The organism is Dysosmobacter sp. HCP28S3_G4 (assembly GCF_052065175.1).
GTDB lineage: Bacteria > Bacillota > Clostridia > Oscillospirales > Oscillospiraceae > Oscillibacter.
In genome coordinates this window covers 13,535-29,648 of sequence record NZ_JBQHUP010000012.1, presented here as the reverse complement: position 1 = coordinate 29,648, position 16,114 = coordinate 13,535, and the positions used below count along the sequence as shown (strand labels likewise).

Here is a 16,114-nt window from a genome sequence, read left to right as displayed (position 1 = left end):
GTCACCTCAACTGTTCTCCGCCCGGTACAGAGTCCGGTAGCCGGACGGCGTCACTTCCGCGATCTGCTCCACCTCCTGGGGCGGCGTATCGGGGCAGACGCCCTCATACCGCACACAGGTTCCGCAGCTGCTGCTGAGATCCCGGGGGACCGGCATCACCTTTGCCGGCCAGCCCATGCCCTCGCAGAGCTTCTTGAAGCGGATGGCGCCGAAGTGAGAGTAAAACGTAGCGATACAGGTCATTTCTGCATGACCAGCGTGAACTCGCCGCCCTGCTCCGTCACCGTCACCTGATAGCCCTGATGGCGGGCGTAGCGGGTCACGTTCTCCCTGGAGGTGGGATTGTCCACCACCATCTCATAGCCGTCCTCCCCGGTCATCATGGCCTTCCGGATCATGATGACTGGCTCCGGACAGGACAGTCCTCTGGCGTCCAGATGTGTCATGTGTCAGTCCTCCTTCTTCCAAAACGTGTTGGCACAGGCGATCAGTGCCGCTGCCGCCAGGCCGATGACCACCGCGATCTTTCCGGCTGCGGTGGGGCCGTTGGCGCTGGAGGCCAGGCCGAAGTTGTGGGCAAAGGCGGCGCCCACCAGCAATCCCAGCACCGTCACGGCGCTGTCGGTGTTGCCCTCGCCGGACAGCACCAGCTGCCGCAGGGGGCATCCGCCCAGCAGCACGCAGCCAAAGCCCGCCAGCAGCATACCCAGGGCATTCCACAGCCCATCGGTATGGGCCACGGGCTGGCCCGCGAAGCCGGGATGGAAATTGCCGATCACAAGGTTGCACACCAGGGCGCTGACCAGGATGGCCACGAAGCCCATCAGCAGCTTCCACTCCCGGAACAGCACCGCGTCCCGGATGCCGCCCACCATGCACAGGCGGGTCCGCTGGGCCAGGGCGCCCACGATGAGCCCGGCGGCCAGGCTGACGAAGACAGGGGCGTGGCTGCCGCCGGGACCGCCGCCTGCCTCAGTGAAGTGGATGAACGCGGGAGCCGCCAGCAGCAGCACCAGCAGCGCCGCCTGGATCACCGGCATGACGCCGCCCTCCGCCGGCGGCAGCCGGTAGGTGCGCTTCAGGGAGTAACCCCGGTTCAGGAAGAACACGCCGCCCAGGATGCCCGCCGCGAAGCCCAGCAGGCCGAACAGCGCGTTGCCGTCGCCGCCCGCCAGCCGCAGGATCATCCGGAAGGGGCAGCCCAGGAACATCAGGCAGCCGATCATGACGAAGAAACCCAGAACGAACCGGGTCATGGGGCTGCTTCCGCCCCGGGCCGAGAATTCCCTGGTGCCCAGCGCCATCAGGAAGCTGCCCAGCACCAGACCGATGATCTCCGGCCGGATGTACTGAACGGCAGCCGCCTGGTGCAGTCCCAGGGCGCCGGAGATATCCCGCACAAAGCAGGCGATGCAGAAGCCCATGTTGGCCGGGTTCCCCAGCAGCACCAGCCCCGCGGAGATGACACCGATCACCAGGCCGGCAATGATAATGGTCGTGCGCTCTTTTTTCAGGTCCATATGATTTCCCTCCTATCATAGATCCAATATAGCACGAAAAAAGGTCGACCTCCAATAGTATTTATTGATATACCAGATAAATTGATTTGATTATCCAATAAAACTATGCTATGGTAGACCCAGGAGGGGAACCTTATGGAAAAGATCTATCTGGACAACGCCAGCACCACCTTTCCCAAGCCGCCCCGGGTGGCGGAGGCGGTGTACCGCTATATGACGCAGGCGGGTGTCAACATCAACCGGGGCTGCTACGACAGCGCCTATCAGGTGGAGGAGATCGTGTACGAGACCCGGCAGCTGCTGTGCGAGCTGTTCCACGGGCCGGACAGCAGCAATGTGATCTTCACCAAAAACGTGACGGAGAGCCTCAACGTGCTGCTGAAGGGCTTTCTGCGGCCGGGGGACCATGTGCTGGTGTCCGCCATGGAGCACAACGCCGTCATGCGGCCCCTGACGCAGCTGGCGGAGCACGGCTGTACGTTCACCCGCATCCCCTGCGACGGGACGGGGGCGCTGCGGCCGGAAGCCATGGAAGCCTGTCTGACGCCGGAGACCCGGGCAGTGGTGATGACCCACGCCAGCAACGTCTGCGGCACGCTGCTGCCCATTCAGCAGGCGGGAGACTTCTGCCGGGCCCACGGGCTGAAATTCTTCGTGGACTGCGCCCAGACCGCAGGCGTGTGGCCCATCGACATGGAGGCCATGCACATCGACGCCCTGGCCTTCACCGGCCATAAGGGCCTGTTGGGCCCCCAGGGCACCGGCGGCTTTGTTCTGGCGGAAGGCATGGCGCAGCAGATCACGCCCCTGCTCTCCGGCGGCACCGGCAGTCTCAGCCACACGGAGCAGGTGCCGGATTTCCTGCCGGACCGGTTCGAGCCGGGGACCATGAATCTGCCGGGCATCGTGGGGCTGCATCAGGGGCTGCTGTGGCTGAAGGAGACGGGCATCGACCAGATCCGCCGCCACGAGCTGGCCCTGACGGAGCGGTTCCTGGCGGGGCTGCGCCCTCTGGAGGACCGGGGCTGGATCTGTCTGGTGGGAAAACGGGACTGTTGGGGCCGCACCGGCGTGGTGTCCATCCAGACACTGCACAAGGAGCTGTCCCAGGCCGCCTATGAGCTGGATGCCGAATACGGCGTCATGACCCGGGTTGGGCTCCACTGCGCGCCGTCGGCCCACAAGACCCTGGGGACCTATCCCACCGGCACCATCCGTTTCTCCTTTGGCTGGTGGAACACGGAGGGGCAGGTGGACGCCGCCCTGAAGGCGCTGGAGGTGGTGTGCCGTGGAGCTTAAACAGCTGCGTTCCTTCGCCGAGGTGGTGCGGTGCGGCAGCTTCACCAAGGCCGCGGAGAATCTGTACATCTCCCAGCCCACCATCAGCACCCACATCCGGACGCTGGAAGAGGAGCTGGGCCGCCAATTGATCCTCCGGACCACCAAGAGCATCCAGGTGACGGAGAAGGGCCGGGAGGTCTACGAGTACGCGGCCAATATTCTGGAGCTGCAGGAGCGCATCGTTCTGGCATGCGGAGAGGAGTCTCGGCGGATCATCCATCTGGGGGCCTCCACCATTCCCTCCGCCTACCTCCTGCCGGAGATCCTGCCGGAGTTCGGCCGCCTTCATCCGGACACCTATTTCGTCATTCACCAGAGCGACAGCCAGGGCGTCATCGACGGCCTGACGGACGGCATGTTCGACGTGGGCCTCATTGGTATGTGCGCCGACAGCGAAGCCCTGTGCTGCCAGCCCTTCTGCCAGGACCGCATGGTGCTGGTCACGCCGGTGACACCCCGGTTCCTGGAATTGCAGCAGCTGCCGGAGGTGCCGTTGGAGACGCTGCTGGCGGAGCCCATCATCCTTCGGGAGCAGGGCAGCGGCACCAACAAGAGCGCCAGCCACTATCTGGAGCGCATCGGCGTGTCGGAGTCCATGCTCCGCATCACCGCCCGCATCAATGACCCGGAGGCCATCAAGAACCTGGTGGCTGGGGGGCTGGGAGTCTCCATCATCTCGGAGAAGGCCGCCCACAACTTCATTCAGGAAAAGCGGCTGCTGGGCTTCCAGCTGCCGGACAGCGGCGCACGGACGCTGTACATCTCCTGGCGGCGGAACTGTGAGCTGGAGAAGCATATCCAGGAGTTCCGGGACTTTGTCACCCAGAAGTATCAGGCGTGACGTCCCCGGCCGCAAGATACCGGCAGCTTTGGAAACAGCAAAAGGCGCGGCCCGGGAAAATGGGCACATCCGTGTCCCCTTCCGCAGGCCGCGCCTTGTCAGATCGCAGCGCCGGTATTACTTTTTCAGGTCGCCGGTGGCCTGCTGGGTCAGATAGGCGTTGATAAAACCGTCTAAATCGCCGTCCATGACGGCGTCCACCTGGCTGGTCTCGAAGCTGGTGCGGGTGTCCTTCACCATCTGGTAGGGCATGAACACGTAGGAGCGGATCTGGCTGCCCCACTCGATCTTCATCTGCACGCCCTTGATGTCGGAGATCTTCTCCGCGTGCTGCTGGATCTTCATCTCCAGCAGCTTGGCACGCAGCATCTTCATAGCGTTATCCTTGTTCTGGAACTGGCTCCGCTCCGTCTGGCAGAACACCACGATGCCCGTGGGGATGTGGGTCAGACGGACGGCGGAGGAGGTCTTGTTGATGTGCTGGCCGCCGGCGCCGGAGGAGCGGCAGGCCTGCATCTCGATGTCCTCGGGCCGGATCTCCACTTCGATGTCGTCAGGCAGCTCCGGCATCACCTCCACCGCGGCGAAGGAGGTCTGCCGCCGGGCGTTGGCGTCAAAGGGAGACACCCGCACCAGACGGTGGACGCCGTTCTCGCTGCGGAGGAAGCCGTAGGCGTTCTCGCCCTCAATGGAGATGGTGGCGGACTTGATGCCCGCCTCGTCGCCGTCCTCGTAGTTCAGTGTGGTGCACTTGAAGTCGTGGCGCTCCGCCCAGCGGGTGTACATCCGGAACAGCATCTGGGCCCAGTCCTGGGCCTCGGTGCCGCCGGCGCCGGGATGGATGGTCAGAATGACGTTGTTGGCGTCGTACTCCCCGGTGAGCAGGGTGGTGAGACGGGTCTCCTCCACCTTCTGCTGCAAGGCGGTGTAGCCGTCCTTCAGTTCCTGGAGCAGGTCCGGATCGTCGGCCTCCTGGCCCATCTCGCACAGAACGCCCAGGTCCTCCCAGTCACCCAGCAGCTTCTCCTGCCGGGTCACCTTGTTCTGCAGCTGCTTCAGCCGCTGGTGGACCCGCTGGGACCGTTCCAGATCGTTCCAGAAGCCATCCTGGGCAGACTCCGCCTCCAGTTGACGGACCTCCGCCCGTGCGCCCTCCAGATCCAGGGCGGCGGACAGCTTGTCCAGTTCCGGACCCATGTCCTTCAGTTTCTGCTTATATTCGTCATATTCGATCAGCGCCATAGCTCGATTCTCCGTTTCATCCATGAGATTTCAATAGCTTATCTATTATACAGGACGCTTCTCTGTTTGTAAAGGAAAATGTGCGCAGACCGGCTGTTCCGCCGTGAATCGTGCCGTTTTTCTTCCGGCGGACAGTGCGCGAAAAGAAGCGGGACCGGAAAAACGCGCTGCGTTTTCCACGGTCCCGCCGGTCCTGTTCAGACAGTCCCTCAGCCCTTGACGGCGATAGCCTCCACCTCGCACAGCACGCCCTTGGGCAGATCCTTCACCGCCACGCAGCTGCGGGCGGGCTTGGAGACGAAGTATCTGGCGTAGACCTCGTTGAACGCGGCGAAATCCCCCATGTCCGCCAGGAAGCAGGTGGTCTTGACCACCTGGTCATAGCCCACGCCCGCGGCCTCCAGAATGGCGCCCACGTTTTTGCAGCTCTGCTCCGCCTGGGCGGCGATGCCGGCGGGGATGTCCCCGGTGGCAGGATCCACAGGGATCTGACCGGAGGTAAAGACCAGGCCATTGGCCTCATAGCCCTGGGAATAGGGTCCGATGGCGCCGGGGGCGTTCTTGGTTGCGAGAATGTTCATAACAGCAGCACTCCTTTGATGTGGTGTGATCTTCCAATTGAATCGTTGGGGCCGCGCCGGGCGGCTCTCTTTCTGATATCATCATAATATACCGGCGGCGTCCTTGTCAATCCGCTTTCCGGCAGTCTCAGCTCCTCCGGCACGTGAAAAAGGCGCTCCGGACATGGTCCGGGGCGCCTTTCGGATCTCTTGATATTTACGGCTCAAACCACCGCTGGATGGTCTCCAGTGCCTCCTCCGCGTCCGGGCCGCCTTCGGCCTCCAGGCGGAACTTCATCCCCGGCTCCAGTCCCAGTGCCAGAACGCCCATCATACTCTTGGCATTCACCTGGTACAGTTCTGTCCGAATGGTGACTGCGCTCTTGAACTCGCAGGCGGTGCGGATCAACTGGACGATGGAATCTCCCTCCAGCTGCTCAGCGGGCCTTTTGACGACGATTTCCCGACTGCTCATACTCAGAAACCTCCTGAACTTGCTATGCAATTTTCTCCGCGGTGGATATGGATGAGAACCGTGGCTTGTATTTTGAATTATACATCACTTTTCCATATATGGCAATGGATGGCAGTGTATCTTTGTCAGGTTGGACAAATTCCGACATCTGTCTCTGTTCATTTAGCTATCCAGCACCACGGTCTTTGTGGCGATGTGCCGCCGGAAGGCTCCATCGTGCTCCACGAAGATCATGGTGGGCCGGTACGTCTCCAACAGCGTCTCGACCTGGATCCGGGACCAGACGTCGATGTAGTTCAGCGGCTCGTCCCAGACGTACAGATGGGCGCTCTGGCACAGGCTCCTGGCCAGCAGCGCCTTCTTCCGCTGCCCGGCGGACCACTCCGACAGGTCCTTTTCAAACTGCGTCCGGGGCATGTCCAGCTTCCGAAGAATGGCACGGAACAGGGCGTCCTCCACCCCCGCCTCCCGGACGAAATCCGTCAGACTCCCCCGGAGGCCGGAGAAGTCCTGGGGCACCACGGACAGCGTCAGCCCCGACGCGGTGACGCAGGTGCCGGTATGGCGGATATCCGCCCCGCAGAGGAATTTCAGCAGCGTGGACTTTCCGCTGCCGTTCCTCCCCGTCAGCGCCGCCCGGTCCCCCGGCTCCACGGAGAAGGTCAGCGGGCCGCAGACCTGCCGGTCCCCGTAAAACAGGGCCGCGTCCCGCAGATCCAGCAATCGTCCCCGGGCGGTCAGGGGATGGAGCTTCAGGGTCTCCGTCTTCTCCAGGTCCCGGAGAAGCCCGGACTTCTCCGCGATGGCCCGCTCCGCCCGGCGGTCCATGTTCTTCCGCTGCTGCTGTCCCTTCCGGGACTTCTCCCCCAGATAGGGCCGCAGGCCGTGCTTGGCGATGCCCTGGGAGGAGATGCCGGTCTTGGCCCGTTCCACGGCGTCGGCCTTCTGCCGCCGTTCCTCCGCCGACTGCTTCAGCCGCCCGATCTCCTCCTTCAAGCGGTCATTCCGGGCCTGTTCAAAGGCGTCCTGTCGCTGCCGGTTCTCCCACCAGGAGGAGAAATTCCCGCTCTGGACCTCCATGCCGGTGCGGTTCAGCACCATGATGTGGTCGATGCAGCCGTCCAGGAAATCCCGGTCATGGGACACCAGCAGAAAGCCCCGCTTTCGCCGGAGATACCCGGCGGTCACCGCCCGGCCCCGCTGGTCCAGATGGTTGGTGGGCTCATCGATGAGCAGATACCGCCCCTCTCCACAGAACAGCGCCGCCAGCAGGCATTTGGTCCGCTCCCCGCTGGACAGGGAGTCAAAGGGGCGGTACAACGTCTCCGCCTCCACCTCCAGCTCCCCCGCCTCCCGCAGAATCTCCCACTCCTCCGCCGCGGGGCAGGCGTCCGCCATCACCTCCAACGTCATCCGGGAGGAGTCTGTCACCGGGAAGGGAAAATAGGAGCAGGGCACCTTTCCCTGAATGGCACCGCCGTCGGGATACGTCCCCGCCAGCAGGCGGAGGAGGGTGGTCTTCCCCCGGCCGTTGCGGCCGGTAAAGCCCAGGCGCCAGCCGGTGTCGAACTGAAAGCTGGCGTGGTCGAAAATGTTGTCATAGCTGCCCGGATAGGCAAAGGTCAGGTCACTGACCCGGATCATGGACATACGCGTTCCTCCTTGTCGCACGCAAAAAGTGAGCCGCAGGAAAGCTCCTGCGGCTCACAGCATGACGGCGTATTCCCGCGGCGGGACGGGCAGCCCATGATATGGCGGTAGGCGTTCTCTTTCCTGCTTCCGGCGCCGGGACAGCATTCCACAGGCCCTTTTCAGGGCCTCCGGCACCGATTCTGTGATCAGCAGGAAACAGAAATCATCCTTCCACTCCTTTTCGTTTTCTCGCGCTCTATCATATTCTCCGGGCCGGGGATTGTCAAGCCTCCGGCCCGGTTTGTCACACACCTGTAACACAGGCCGGGGCGGAAGCGCAAAAAGTCAGGGCGCTGTAAAAGTGCCCTGACTCTCATGCAGTATGCAATTCGCGCAGCTGGATATTCGTCCGACAGAGTCCGCCGGCTTAGAACAGCAGGTGGGCGATGGGGCAGACGATGATCAGGCTGATGATGGTGCGCTCCAGGAAGATGATGAACAGCTCGCCCAGGTTGACGGGCAGCTTGGAGCCCAGGATCAGGCCGCCGACCTCATCCAGGAACAGGACCTGGGTGATGGAGACCACGGCCACGATGAAGCGGGTCATCTCGCTGACGCCGGCGCCGGCGATGATGATGGCGGGGGTGAACATATCGGTGAAGCCGACGATCATGGTGGAGGCGGCAGCTTCAGCCTCGGGCACGCCCAGCACGTTCAGCAGGGGCACGAAGGGGATGCCCAGCCAGTCGAAGATGGGGGTGTAGTCCGCCAGGACCAGAGCGACGGTACCGATGGCCATAACGGTGGGCAGCACGCTGAACCACATATTGACGCAGTTCTTGGCGCCGCTGGAGAGGAACTCGCCCAGGCCCTGGTGCTTGGCCACGCGCTTCATGGCCAGATCCATGCCGTACTCATGGGAGTTCTTGTACTGCTCGGGAATGGTCTCGGGCATGGCGTTGCCGGGGACCAGATACGTATCGGGCTTCCGGGACAGGGGCCACAGACGGGGGCAGATGATGGCGCAGACGATACCCACGAAGCAGATCAGCAGGTAGTACACGCCGAACATGTGGGTCAGGCCCACCTCGTCCAGAACCACCAGGCTGAAGGTGATGGACACGGCGGAGAAGGTGGTGGCGATGATGGAGGCTTCCTTCGCGGAGTAGTAGCCGCCCTCATACTGGTTGCAGGTCAGCATGACGCCCAGGGTGCCGTCGCCGATCCAGGAGGTGATGCAGTCCACTGCCGCGCGGCCGGGCACTTTGAACACCGGACGCATGATGCGGGTCAGACGGGCGCCCACATACTCCAGCAGACCGAAGTCCAGCAGCAGGGGCAGCAGGAAGCTGGCGATCATGAAGATGATGACCAGGCCCACGATCAGGTCCAGGGCCATACCGCCCTCGTCGGGACCGGACATCATGGCCAGGATGCCGCCGCCGTACTCCACGCCCATGTAAGTGGCCAGATAGGCGACCCAGACGCAGATGCAGCCGATGACCCGGACCACCACCCAGATGGGGGAGCAGGCAAAGCAGCTCTTGAGGACTTCGTTGTTCATGATGAACTTGGGCTTCGCGATGAGGGAGACCACCGCCAGAATGGCGGAGACCGTCAGGATGGCTACGCACAGGATCGGCAGGATACCGGCGAGAACACCGCTGATGATGTCAGCGATGATCTTCACGATGACGGTCCAGGAGCCATCGTACTTGACAGGTATCATGAAGATCAGGACACCCACAAGTGAAGGGATGAGGAACATTGCTTTCAGTTTTCCTGAGTTCCTATTCGTTTCTGCCTTGTTTTCCATACTACTCTCCTTTTCACTCGTCCTACTTATTCTAAAATAAAAGGACTATTGTGCAAAATAACCATACTCAGCGGTCATTTTGTATCGTCAATAATACATTTTCACAACACGTTTTGTCAAGGCTAAAATCAACGAATTAAAACGAGACGTTCATACTTTGTTAATATGGCCCAAAAAACGCTTCCCTTTTTTGTGGTTTTGCAAGACTGGCCCGTCCAACGCGGAAAAAGAGCCGCAGATCAGGGACCCACGGCTCTTTTTTGCAGGAAATCCGTCACATTTTCTCCGGTGCGGTACAGCCCAGGATGCCCAGTCCGTTGGCCAGCACCTGCCGGGTGGCCTCCGCCAGCTTCAGACGGGCGGCGATGACGCCGTCGTTCTCGCCCTTGATGCGGCAGGCGTTGTAGAACCGGTGGAACGCGGCGGCCAGGCTCATCAGGTAGCGGTTGATATGGCTGGGATCGTAGTCCCGGGCCGCCATGCGCACCTCCTCGCAGAAGGAGGCCAGTTCCTTCATCAGCGCCCGCTCCGGCTCACTATTCAACAGCCCGATGTCCACATCCGCCGCGTGGGGCACGGTGTGGCCCTCCTCCGCCAGCGTCCGCAGAAGGCTGCACACCCGGGCGTGGGCGTACTGGACGTAATAGACCGGATTCTCCGCGTCCTCCCGGACGGCCAGACCCAGGTCGAACTCCATCTGGGTCTCAGGCTTGGCGTTGAAGAAATAGCGGCAGGCGTCCACGGGGATCTCGTCCAGCAGGTCGGACAGAGAGATGGTCTTGCCGGTGCGCTTGCTCATCCGCACCACTTCGCCGTCCCGCACCAGCTTCACCAGCTGCATCAGCACAATATCCAGCCGGTCGGTGCCGTTCAGGCCCAGGGCGTCCACGGCGCCCTTCAGACGGGCCACATGTCCGTGGTGGTCGGCGCCCCAGATGTTGATGACCTTGTCGAAGCCCCGCACGCCGAACTTGTTCCGGTGATAGGCGATGTCGGCTGCGAAATACGTGTAGAAGCCGTTGGCACGGCGGAGGACGTCGTCCTTCAGGTCCAGCTTTGCGATCTCCTCCTCGGACTTGCCCGCCTTCCGCAGGTTCTCCGCCAGGATCTCGGCGGTCTTCAGCCACAGGGCGCCGTCCTTCTCGTAGGTCCAGCCCCGGTCCGCCAGCAGCTGCACCGTGTCGGCTACAAAGCCGCTCTCATGGAGGGAGGACTCGAAGAACCACTCGTCGAAGCGGATGCCGTAGCGCTCCAGATCCGCCTTCATCTTGGGGATGTTGCGGGACAGACCGAACTTCGCCATGGCGTCCCGGCGCTCCCGCTCATCCCGGTCCAGGAAGGACTCGCCGTGCTGGTCGTAAAACAGCTGGGCCAGCTCCCGGATGTCGTCACCGTGATAGCCGTCCTCCGGGAACTCCACCGCGTCCTCACCCCGGATCAGCTGGAAGTACCGGGCCTCAATGCTCTTTGCGAACTTCTCGATCTGGTTGCCGGCATCGTTGACGTAGAACTCCCGCCAGACGTCGGCACCGGACCAGTCCAGCACCTCGGCCAGGGTGTCGCCCAGCACGCCGCCCCGGGCGTTGCCCATGTGCATGGGGCCGGTGGGGTTGGCGGAGACGAACTCCACCATGATCTTCTGGCCCTTCAGCCCGTCGCCCCGGCCGTAATCCTTGTTCTCCGACTCCACAGCGGCCAGCACGTCGGCGTACCACCGTCCGCCCAGGCGGAAGTTCAGAAAGCCGGGGCCCGCGATCTCCACGCTGGAGAAATACGTGCCGTCCAGCGCCATGCGCTCCGTGAGGATCTTCGCCACCTCCCGGGGATTCCGGCGCAGGGCCTTGGACGCCGTCAGGCAGAAGGTGGTGGTGTAGTCGCCGTTGGCGGCGTCCCTGGGGATCTCCACCGCCGGCACCGCCTCCACGCCCTCCGGCAGCAGCCCCTCCGCGGCCGCGGCCTGATAGGCCCGCAGCGTCAGTCCGGCCACCTGCTCCTTGGCCTTCTGGATCATGTTCATCGTTGCTCTCCCCTGTCTTTATCCGTAATTTTCATCCTGTGCCGCCGCCATCAGACGCACTGGCACAGCGCGTCCGGCGCCAACTGGCACACGAATGGTTTGGAAAACTGGTACTTGTATTCGTGCATAAAAAATGGTATATAGATAGTAGCTAATAGTAATTATACCCAACAGAAGGCTGGTGCCCCGTGGAAAGTTTGGTTAAGTCCAACAACCGCGGCAGTATCCGCGCCGGAAAAATCTCCCGCCGCGGTTTCCAGGCGTCAAACTGAATATAACAGAATCAATCGGCGATCGGAATGTGTGAGAGTGAAGGACCCATTGCCGCAGATAGACGATGGCAGGCGGTCCAGATACGGGTCGCCTGTCTTCTGTTAATCAGATCCGATTTTATGCTTCAAAATATATCAAATCCTATCAGGCGTTGTCAATAGTTCGCCCGGAAGAACTTACTGCTGTCTGCGGCCCGCCGTTCTCCGGGGGGTGGGCCGTCCTGGGAGCCAGTGCAGCGAGGTGAGGAACCATGAACATACAGCTCGACAGGCGGCGAAAGGTCCCTGTATACGTGCAGATCATCAATCAGATCAAGTCGCAGATCATCTGCGGCGAGCTTCCCGCCGGCAGCAGCCTGCCCTCTGAGCGGGTGCTGGCCCAGCTGCTGGGCATCCACAGGAACACCGTGGTCAAGGCCTACAGCGAGCTGAAGGCCGACGGTCTCATCCAGTCCAAGCAGGGCGTGGGCTACGTGGTCTCCGTGGGAGAGCAGGACGCCACGGGCAGCCCTCTGTGGACGGACACGGAGACAGACAGCGCCGGCGGTGAGCGGGGCAAACGGGTCAACTGGGTGGCCCAGATCAAGAAAGAGCATCTGGACATGGAGCGGGCCTTCGATGACCTGTTCATGCGCAACAACGACGAACACACCTACTCCCTGGGCGGCGGCATCGCCCAGTCCGGCATCTTCGACCGGAACAAACTGGCCCGGGACATCTCCGCCCTCATCGTCAGCGAACACGCGGACCGGTGCTTCTACACGCCCTACCGTGGCGACAAGATCCTCCGGCAGAAGCTGGTGTCTTTTCTGAGCACCAAGGGCATCAAGGCGTCCGTCAGCAGCATCCAGGTCCTGACGGAGACCAATCAGGCCCTGAACTACATCGTGACGCTGCTGGTCCGGCCCGGCGACATGGTGATGATGGAGGAGCCGGTGTCCCCCGACGTGTACCGGACCATCCAGCTGGCGGGCGGCAGGGTCTGCTCCGTTCCGGTGGATGAGAACGGCATGGACTGCGCCGTTCTGGAGAAGCTGGTCCGGCAGAACCGGCCGCAGTTCATCTTCGTCAACTCCAGCTTCCACGATCCCACCGGCGTGGTCCTCTCCCTGGAGCGGCGGAAGAAGCTCATCGAGATCTCCAACAAGTACCGCATCCCCATCATCGAGGAGGACGCCGCCTCGGAGCTGGTCTACGACGGGCCGGACATCCTGCCCGTCAAGGCGCTGGACACCCTGGGCAACGTGATCTATATCTACTCCTTCTCCCTCACCTTCGTGCCGGGTCTGGCCCTGGCCTTCGTGGTGGCGGACAAGAGCGTCATTGAGAGCCTGAGCTATCTCACCTCCGTCCGGATGGAGGTAACGGACTGGCTGACCCAGAAGCTGGCGGCCATGTACCTGGGGGACGGCACCTACTACGCGGCGCTGGACGCCTTCCGGGAGAGCTATGGCCGCAAGCAGCGGCTGGTCTGCGGCAGGCTGGACGAGATGCGGGACTGGGGCGTGGACTATCAGAAGCCCCGGGGCGGCGTCTATATCTGGTGCAGGCTCCCTGACGGCGTGGACAGCAAGACTCTGGTGGGCCGGGCCTACGGCAAGGGCCTGACGCTGATGCCGGGCTATGTATTCTACCCCGACAAGAAGGAGGGCCGCGGCCATATCCGCATCAGCTATTCCTACGAACCGGAGGACCGGCTGGCCAGAGGCATGGACCTTCTAAAGGAAACCCTGTGGGAGATTTTGCAGGAAAAACTGGCACACGAAAAATAATCGCACCTGGCACTACCATCTTTTTTGGTCAGACAGTACAATTAAAGTCAGAAGTTTCAGAACTCTGTACTTCAAGTTCCACAATCGCGACCGTCTGTGGAATTTGTCATATTTGAAAAACCCTCACACCTGAAAGGATCGTTATTTCAAAATCAACAGAAAAGGAGAAAACTACGATGGCAGTTAATCTGAAAGGCAGAAGCTTCCTGACCCTCATGGATTTTACCCCCGAGGAGATCCGCTACCTGCTGGATCTGTCCCATGATCTGAAATCCAAGAAAAGAGCCGGCATCCACAACGAGGTCCTGAAGGGCAAGAACGTGGTCCTGCTGTTTGAGAAGACCTCCACCCGTACCCGCTGCGCTTTCGAAGTCGCCTGCCTGGACGAGGGTGCCCATGTCACCTTCCTGGATTCCAAGAGCTCCCAGATGGGCAAGAAGGAGTCCCTGGAGGACACCGCCAAGGTCCTGGGCCGCTTCTATGACGGCATCGAGTACCGCGGCTACAAGCAGTCCGTGGTGGAAGACCTGGCCAAGTACGCCGGCGTTCCCGTGTGGAACGGCCTGACGGACGTGGATCATCCCACCCAGATCCTGGCCGACCTGATGACCATTGAGGAGCATGTGGCGAAGCCCCTGTCCCAGGTGAAGGTGGTCTTCTGCGGCGACATCCGCAACAACATGGCCTACGCCTGGATGTACGGCTGCGCCAAGATGGGCATGCACTTCGTGGCCTACGGTCCAGAGGAGCTGGCCGCCCAGGTGGACGCCAATGTCATCACCCGCGCCCAGGCCGTGGCCGCCGAGACCGGCGCTGTCATCGAGATCCGCTCCGACGCCGAGTGCCTGAAGGGCGCCGATGTCCTCTACACCGACATCTGGGCCTCCATGGGCGAGGAGGATCAGATCCCCGAGCGCGTCCGGATGCTGACCCCCTACCGCGTGACCAAGGAGATGCTGGACAAGACCGAGAATCCCGACGTCATCTTCATGCACTGCCTGCCCTCCTTCCACGATTTCAACACCACCATGGCCAGCGACCAGCAGAAGCTGGGCTATGACATCCGGGAAGTCACTGACGAGGTGTTCTGCTCCAAGCACTCCAAGGTGTTTGACGAGGCCGAGAACAGAATGCACACCATCAAGGCCGTCATCGTGGCCACCATCGGCTGATTTCAGCAGCGGCATCCCGCCGGCTTGATAAAACAACCAACAGAGTGATCTCTTGCAAAGGCAGGGCCATGCGCCCGCCTCAACAGAAAGGAGCGCAACCATGCATCCTGGCATTCATAACTATTCCGAAATCGGCAAACTGAACAAGGTCCTGCTGCACCGCCCTGGACTGGAGCTGGAGGCCCTGACTCCCTCCACCATCGAACGTCTCCTCTTTGATGACATCCCCTATCTGAAGATCGCCCAGCAGGAGCACGACACTTTCGCCAACGTGCTGCGGGAAAACGGCGTCGAGGTCGTCTACTATGTGGATGAGGTGGCCAAGGCCATCGCCGAGCCCTCCATGCAGATCCAGCTGGTGAACGACTTCCTGAACCTCAGCAAGATCAATTCCAAGGGCCTGCGGGCCGCCATGACCTCCTACCTGCTGAGCATGTCTCCCAAGGACATGGTGGCGAAGCTCATCGCCGGCATCAAGCGCTGCGAGGTCGCCACCGGCGCTCCCACCTCCCTGATGGATCTGGACAACGACGACTATCCCTTCGTGTCCGATCCCATGCCCAACCTGTACTTCACCCGGGACCCCGGCGCCTGCATCGGCGAGGGCATCAATATTCACCGTATGCATTTTGCGGCCCGGAAACGGGAGTCCCTGCTGCTGAAGTACATCTACCTCTATAATAAAGATTTCGCGGTGCCCGGCAACAAGCAGTGGTCCGACCTCAACGGCACCTACTCCATCGAGGGCGGCGACGTGCTGGTGCTCTCCAACCAGATCGTGGCCGTGGGCCTGTCCCAGCGCACCACCACCTCCGGCGCCGAGGCCTTCGCCCGGAGCCTGCTGCAGAACTCCGATTACAAGAAGGTCCTGGTGTTCGACATCCCCGAGACCCGCGCCTTCATGCACCTGGACACCGTCTTCACCATGGTGGACTACGACAAGTTCACCATCCATCCTGAGATTGAAGGTCCCCTCAGCGTTTACGAGATCACGCTGGATGACCACGGCGAGCTGAAGTTCAACGCCCTGAAGGAGGATCTGGCCAAGATCCTGGCTCTGGAGCTGAAGCTCCCCGCCGTGGAGCTGATCCGCTGCGGCGGCGGCGACCTGCTGGCGGCACAGCGGGAGCAGTGGAACGACGGCTCCAACACCCTGTGCATCGCTCCGGGCAAGGTCATCACCTACGACCGGAACTACGTCACCAACGAACTGCTGGCCAAGCGCGGCCTGACGGTCATCACCATTCCCTCCGCCGAGCTGTCCCGCGGCCGCGGCGGCCCGCGCTGCATGTCCTGCCCCGTGAACCGGGACGATCTGTAAAACCAAAACACCTCATACGTGATCGGACGTCCGCGGACGGGAGCTCTGCGGCTCACCGGAAGCGGGCGTCCGGCCATTATGGATTTCGCTTTTCTGAACCACCGGGAGAGGTTCTTCAGAGACCTCCACACGC

At 61.8% G+C, this 16,114-nt stretch carries 14 protein-coding genes; 5 read left to right on the top strand and 9 right to left on the bottom strand.

The window, feature by feature from the left end; genetic code table 11:
• Nucleotides 1–6 precede the first annotated feature (6 nt).
• From ACTNBU_RS04665 to yedE, 3 genes are read right to left on the bottom strand one after another with little or no spacing between them, the layout of a single operon-like run.
• On the bottom strand, nucleotides 7–243 hold the full coding sequence (locus tag ACTNBU_RS04665; RefSeq protein WP_441031319.1) for a DUF3343 domain-containing protein: 237 nt from the start codon (nucleotides 241–243) through the stop codon (nucleotides 7–9).
• The gene (locus ACTNBU_RS04660) at nucleotides 240–446 is read right to left on the bottom strand and encodes a sulfurtransferase TusA family protein (protein ID WP_441031317.1); all 207 of its coding nucleotides are present in this window, start codon (nucleotides 444–446) and stop codon (nucleotides 240–242) included. Before ACTNBU_RS04660 ends, ACTNBU_RS04665 begins: the two co-directional genes overlap by 4 nt.
• A gap of 3 nt (nucleotides 447–449) precedes the next feature.
• The gene (yedE, locus tag ACTNBU_RS04655) at nucleotides 450–1,520 is read right to left on the bottom strand and encodes a YedE family putative selenium transporter (protein WP_441031315.1); all 1,071 of its coding nucleotides are present in this window, start codon (nucleotides 1,518–1,520) and stop codon (nucleotides 450–452) included.
• A gap of 135 nt (nucleotides 1,521–1,655) precedes the next feature.
• On the opposite strand from yedE, the gene ACTNBU_RS04650 reads away from it, so the two are divergent.
• Entirely contained in the window at nucleotides 1,656–2,819 is a 1,164-nt protein-coding gene (locus ACTNBU_RS04650; protein WP_441031313.1) for an aminotransferase class V-fold PLP-dependent enzyme, read from the top strand.
• Complete coding sequence (locus ACTNBU_RS04645; RefSeq protein ID WP_441031311.1) at nucleotides 2,809–3,702, top strand: selenium metabolism-associated LysR family transcriptional regulator; 894 nt, start codon at nucleotides 2,809–2,811, stop codon at nucleotides 3,700–3,702. Before ACTNBU_RS04650 ends, ACTNBU_RS04645 begins: the two co-directional genes overlap by 11 nt.
• 117 nt (nucleotides 3,703–3,819) lie before the next feature.
• Here ACTNBU_RS04645 and prfB read toward each other — a convergent pair whose 3' ends face one another.
• From prfB to argS, 6 genes are all read right to left on the bottom strand, one after another.
• Nucleotides 3,820–4,944 (bottom strand): peptide chain release factor 2, encoded by a 1,125-nt coding sequence (gene prfB, locus ACTNBU_RS04640; protein WP_441031310.1) that lies wholly within the window; start codon nucleotides 4,942–4,944, stop codon nucleotides 3,820–3,822.
• A 209-nt stretch (nucleotides 4,945–5,153) separates the two neighbouring features.
• Entirely contained in the window at nucleotides 5,154–5,525 is a 372-nt protein-coding gene (locus tag ACTNBU_RS04635) for a RidA family protein (RefSeq protein ID WP_441031308.1), read from the bottom strand.
• Between the two features lie 196 nt (nucleotides 5,526–5,721).
• Complete coding sequence (locus tag ACTNBU_RS04630; RefSeq protein WP_441031307.1) at nucleotides 5,722–5,979, bottom strand: HPr family phosphocarrier protein; 258 nt, start codon at nucleotides 5,977–5,979, stop codon at nucleotides 5,722–5,724.
• A 162-nt stretch (nucleotides 5,980–6,141) separates the two neighbouring features.
• A complete protein-coding gene (abc-f, locus tag ACTNBU_RS04625; RefSeq protein ID WP_441031305.1) occupies nucleotides 6,142–7,629 on the bottom strand; it encodes a ribosomal protection-like ABC-F family protein in 1,488 nt (495 codons plus the stop codon).
• A 409-nt stretch (nucleotides 7,630–8,038) separates the two neighbouring features.
• Nucleotides 8,039–9,427 carry a YjiH family protein gene (locus ACTNBU_RS04620; protein ID WP_441031303.1) on the bottom strand — a complete coding sequence of 463 codons (1,389 nt, stop codon included), beginning with the start codon at nucleotides 9,425–9,427 and terminating at the stop codon, nucleotides 8,039–8,041.
• Nucleotides 9,428–9,701: 274 nt separating this feature from the next.
• On the bottom strand, nucleotides 9,702–11,444 hold the full coding sequence (gene argS, locus ACTNBU_RS04615; protein WP_441031301.1) for an arginine--tRNA ligase: 1,743 nt from the start codon (nucleotides 11,442–11,444) through the stop codon (nucleotides 9,702–9,704).
• A gap of 523 nt (nucleotides 11,445–11,967) precedes the next feature.
• Between argS and ACTNBU_RS04610 the strand changes: the two genes are divergently transcribed.
• The 3 genes from ACTNBU_RS04610 (at nucleotide 11,968) to ACTNBU_RS04600 (ending at nucleotide 15,981) form a co-directional block, all read left to right on the top strand.
• On the top strand, nucleotides 11,968–13,488 hold the full coding sequence (locus ACTNBU_RS04610) for a PLP-dependent aminotransferase family protein (protein WP_441031299.1): 1,521 nt from the start codon (nucleotides 11,968–11,970) through the stop codon (nucleotides 13,486–13,488).
• A 176-nt stretch (nucleotides 13,489–13,664) separates the two neighbouring features.
• Nucleotides 13,665–14,660, top strand: a complete 996-nt coding sequence (argF, locus tag ACTNBU_RS04605) for an ornithine carbamoyltransferase (protein WP_441031297.1) — start codon at nucleotides 13,665–13,667, stop codon at nucleotides 14,658–14,660.
• 100 nt (nucleotides 14,661–14,760) lie between these two features.
• Complete coding sequence (locus ACTNBU_RS04600; protein WP_441031295.1) at nucleotides 14,761–15,981, top strand: arginine deiminase; 1,221 nt, start codon at nucleotides 14,761–14,763, stop codon at nucleotides 15,979–15,981.
• The last annotated feature ends 133 nt before the right edge of the window (nucleotides 15,982–16,114 follow it).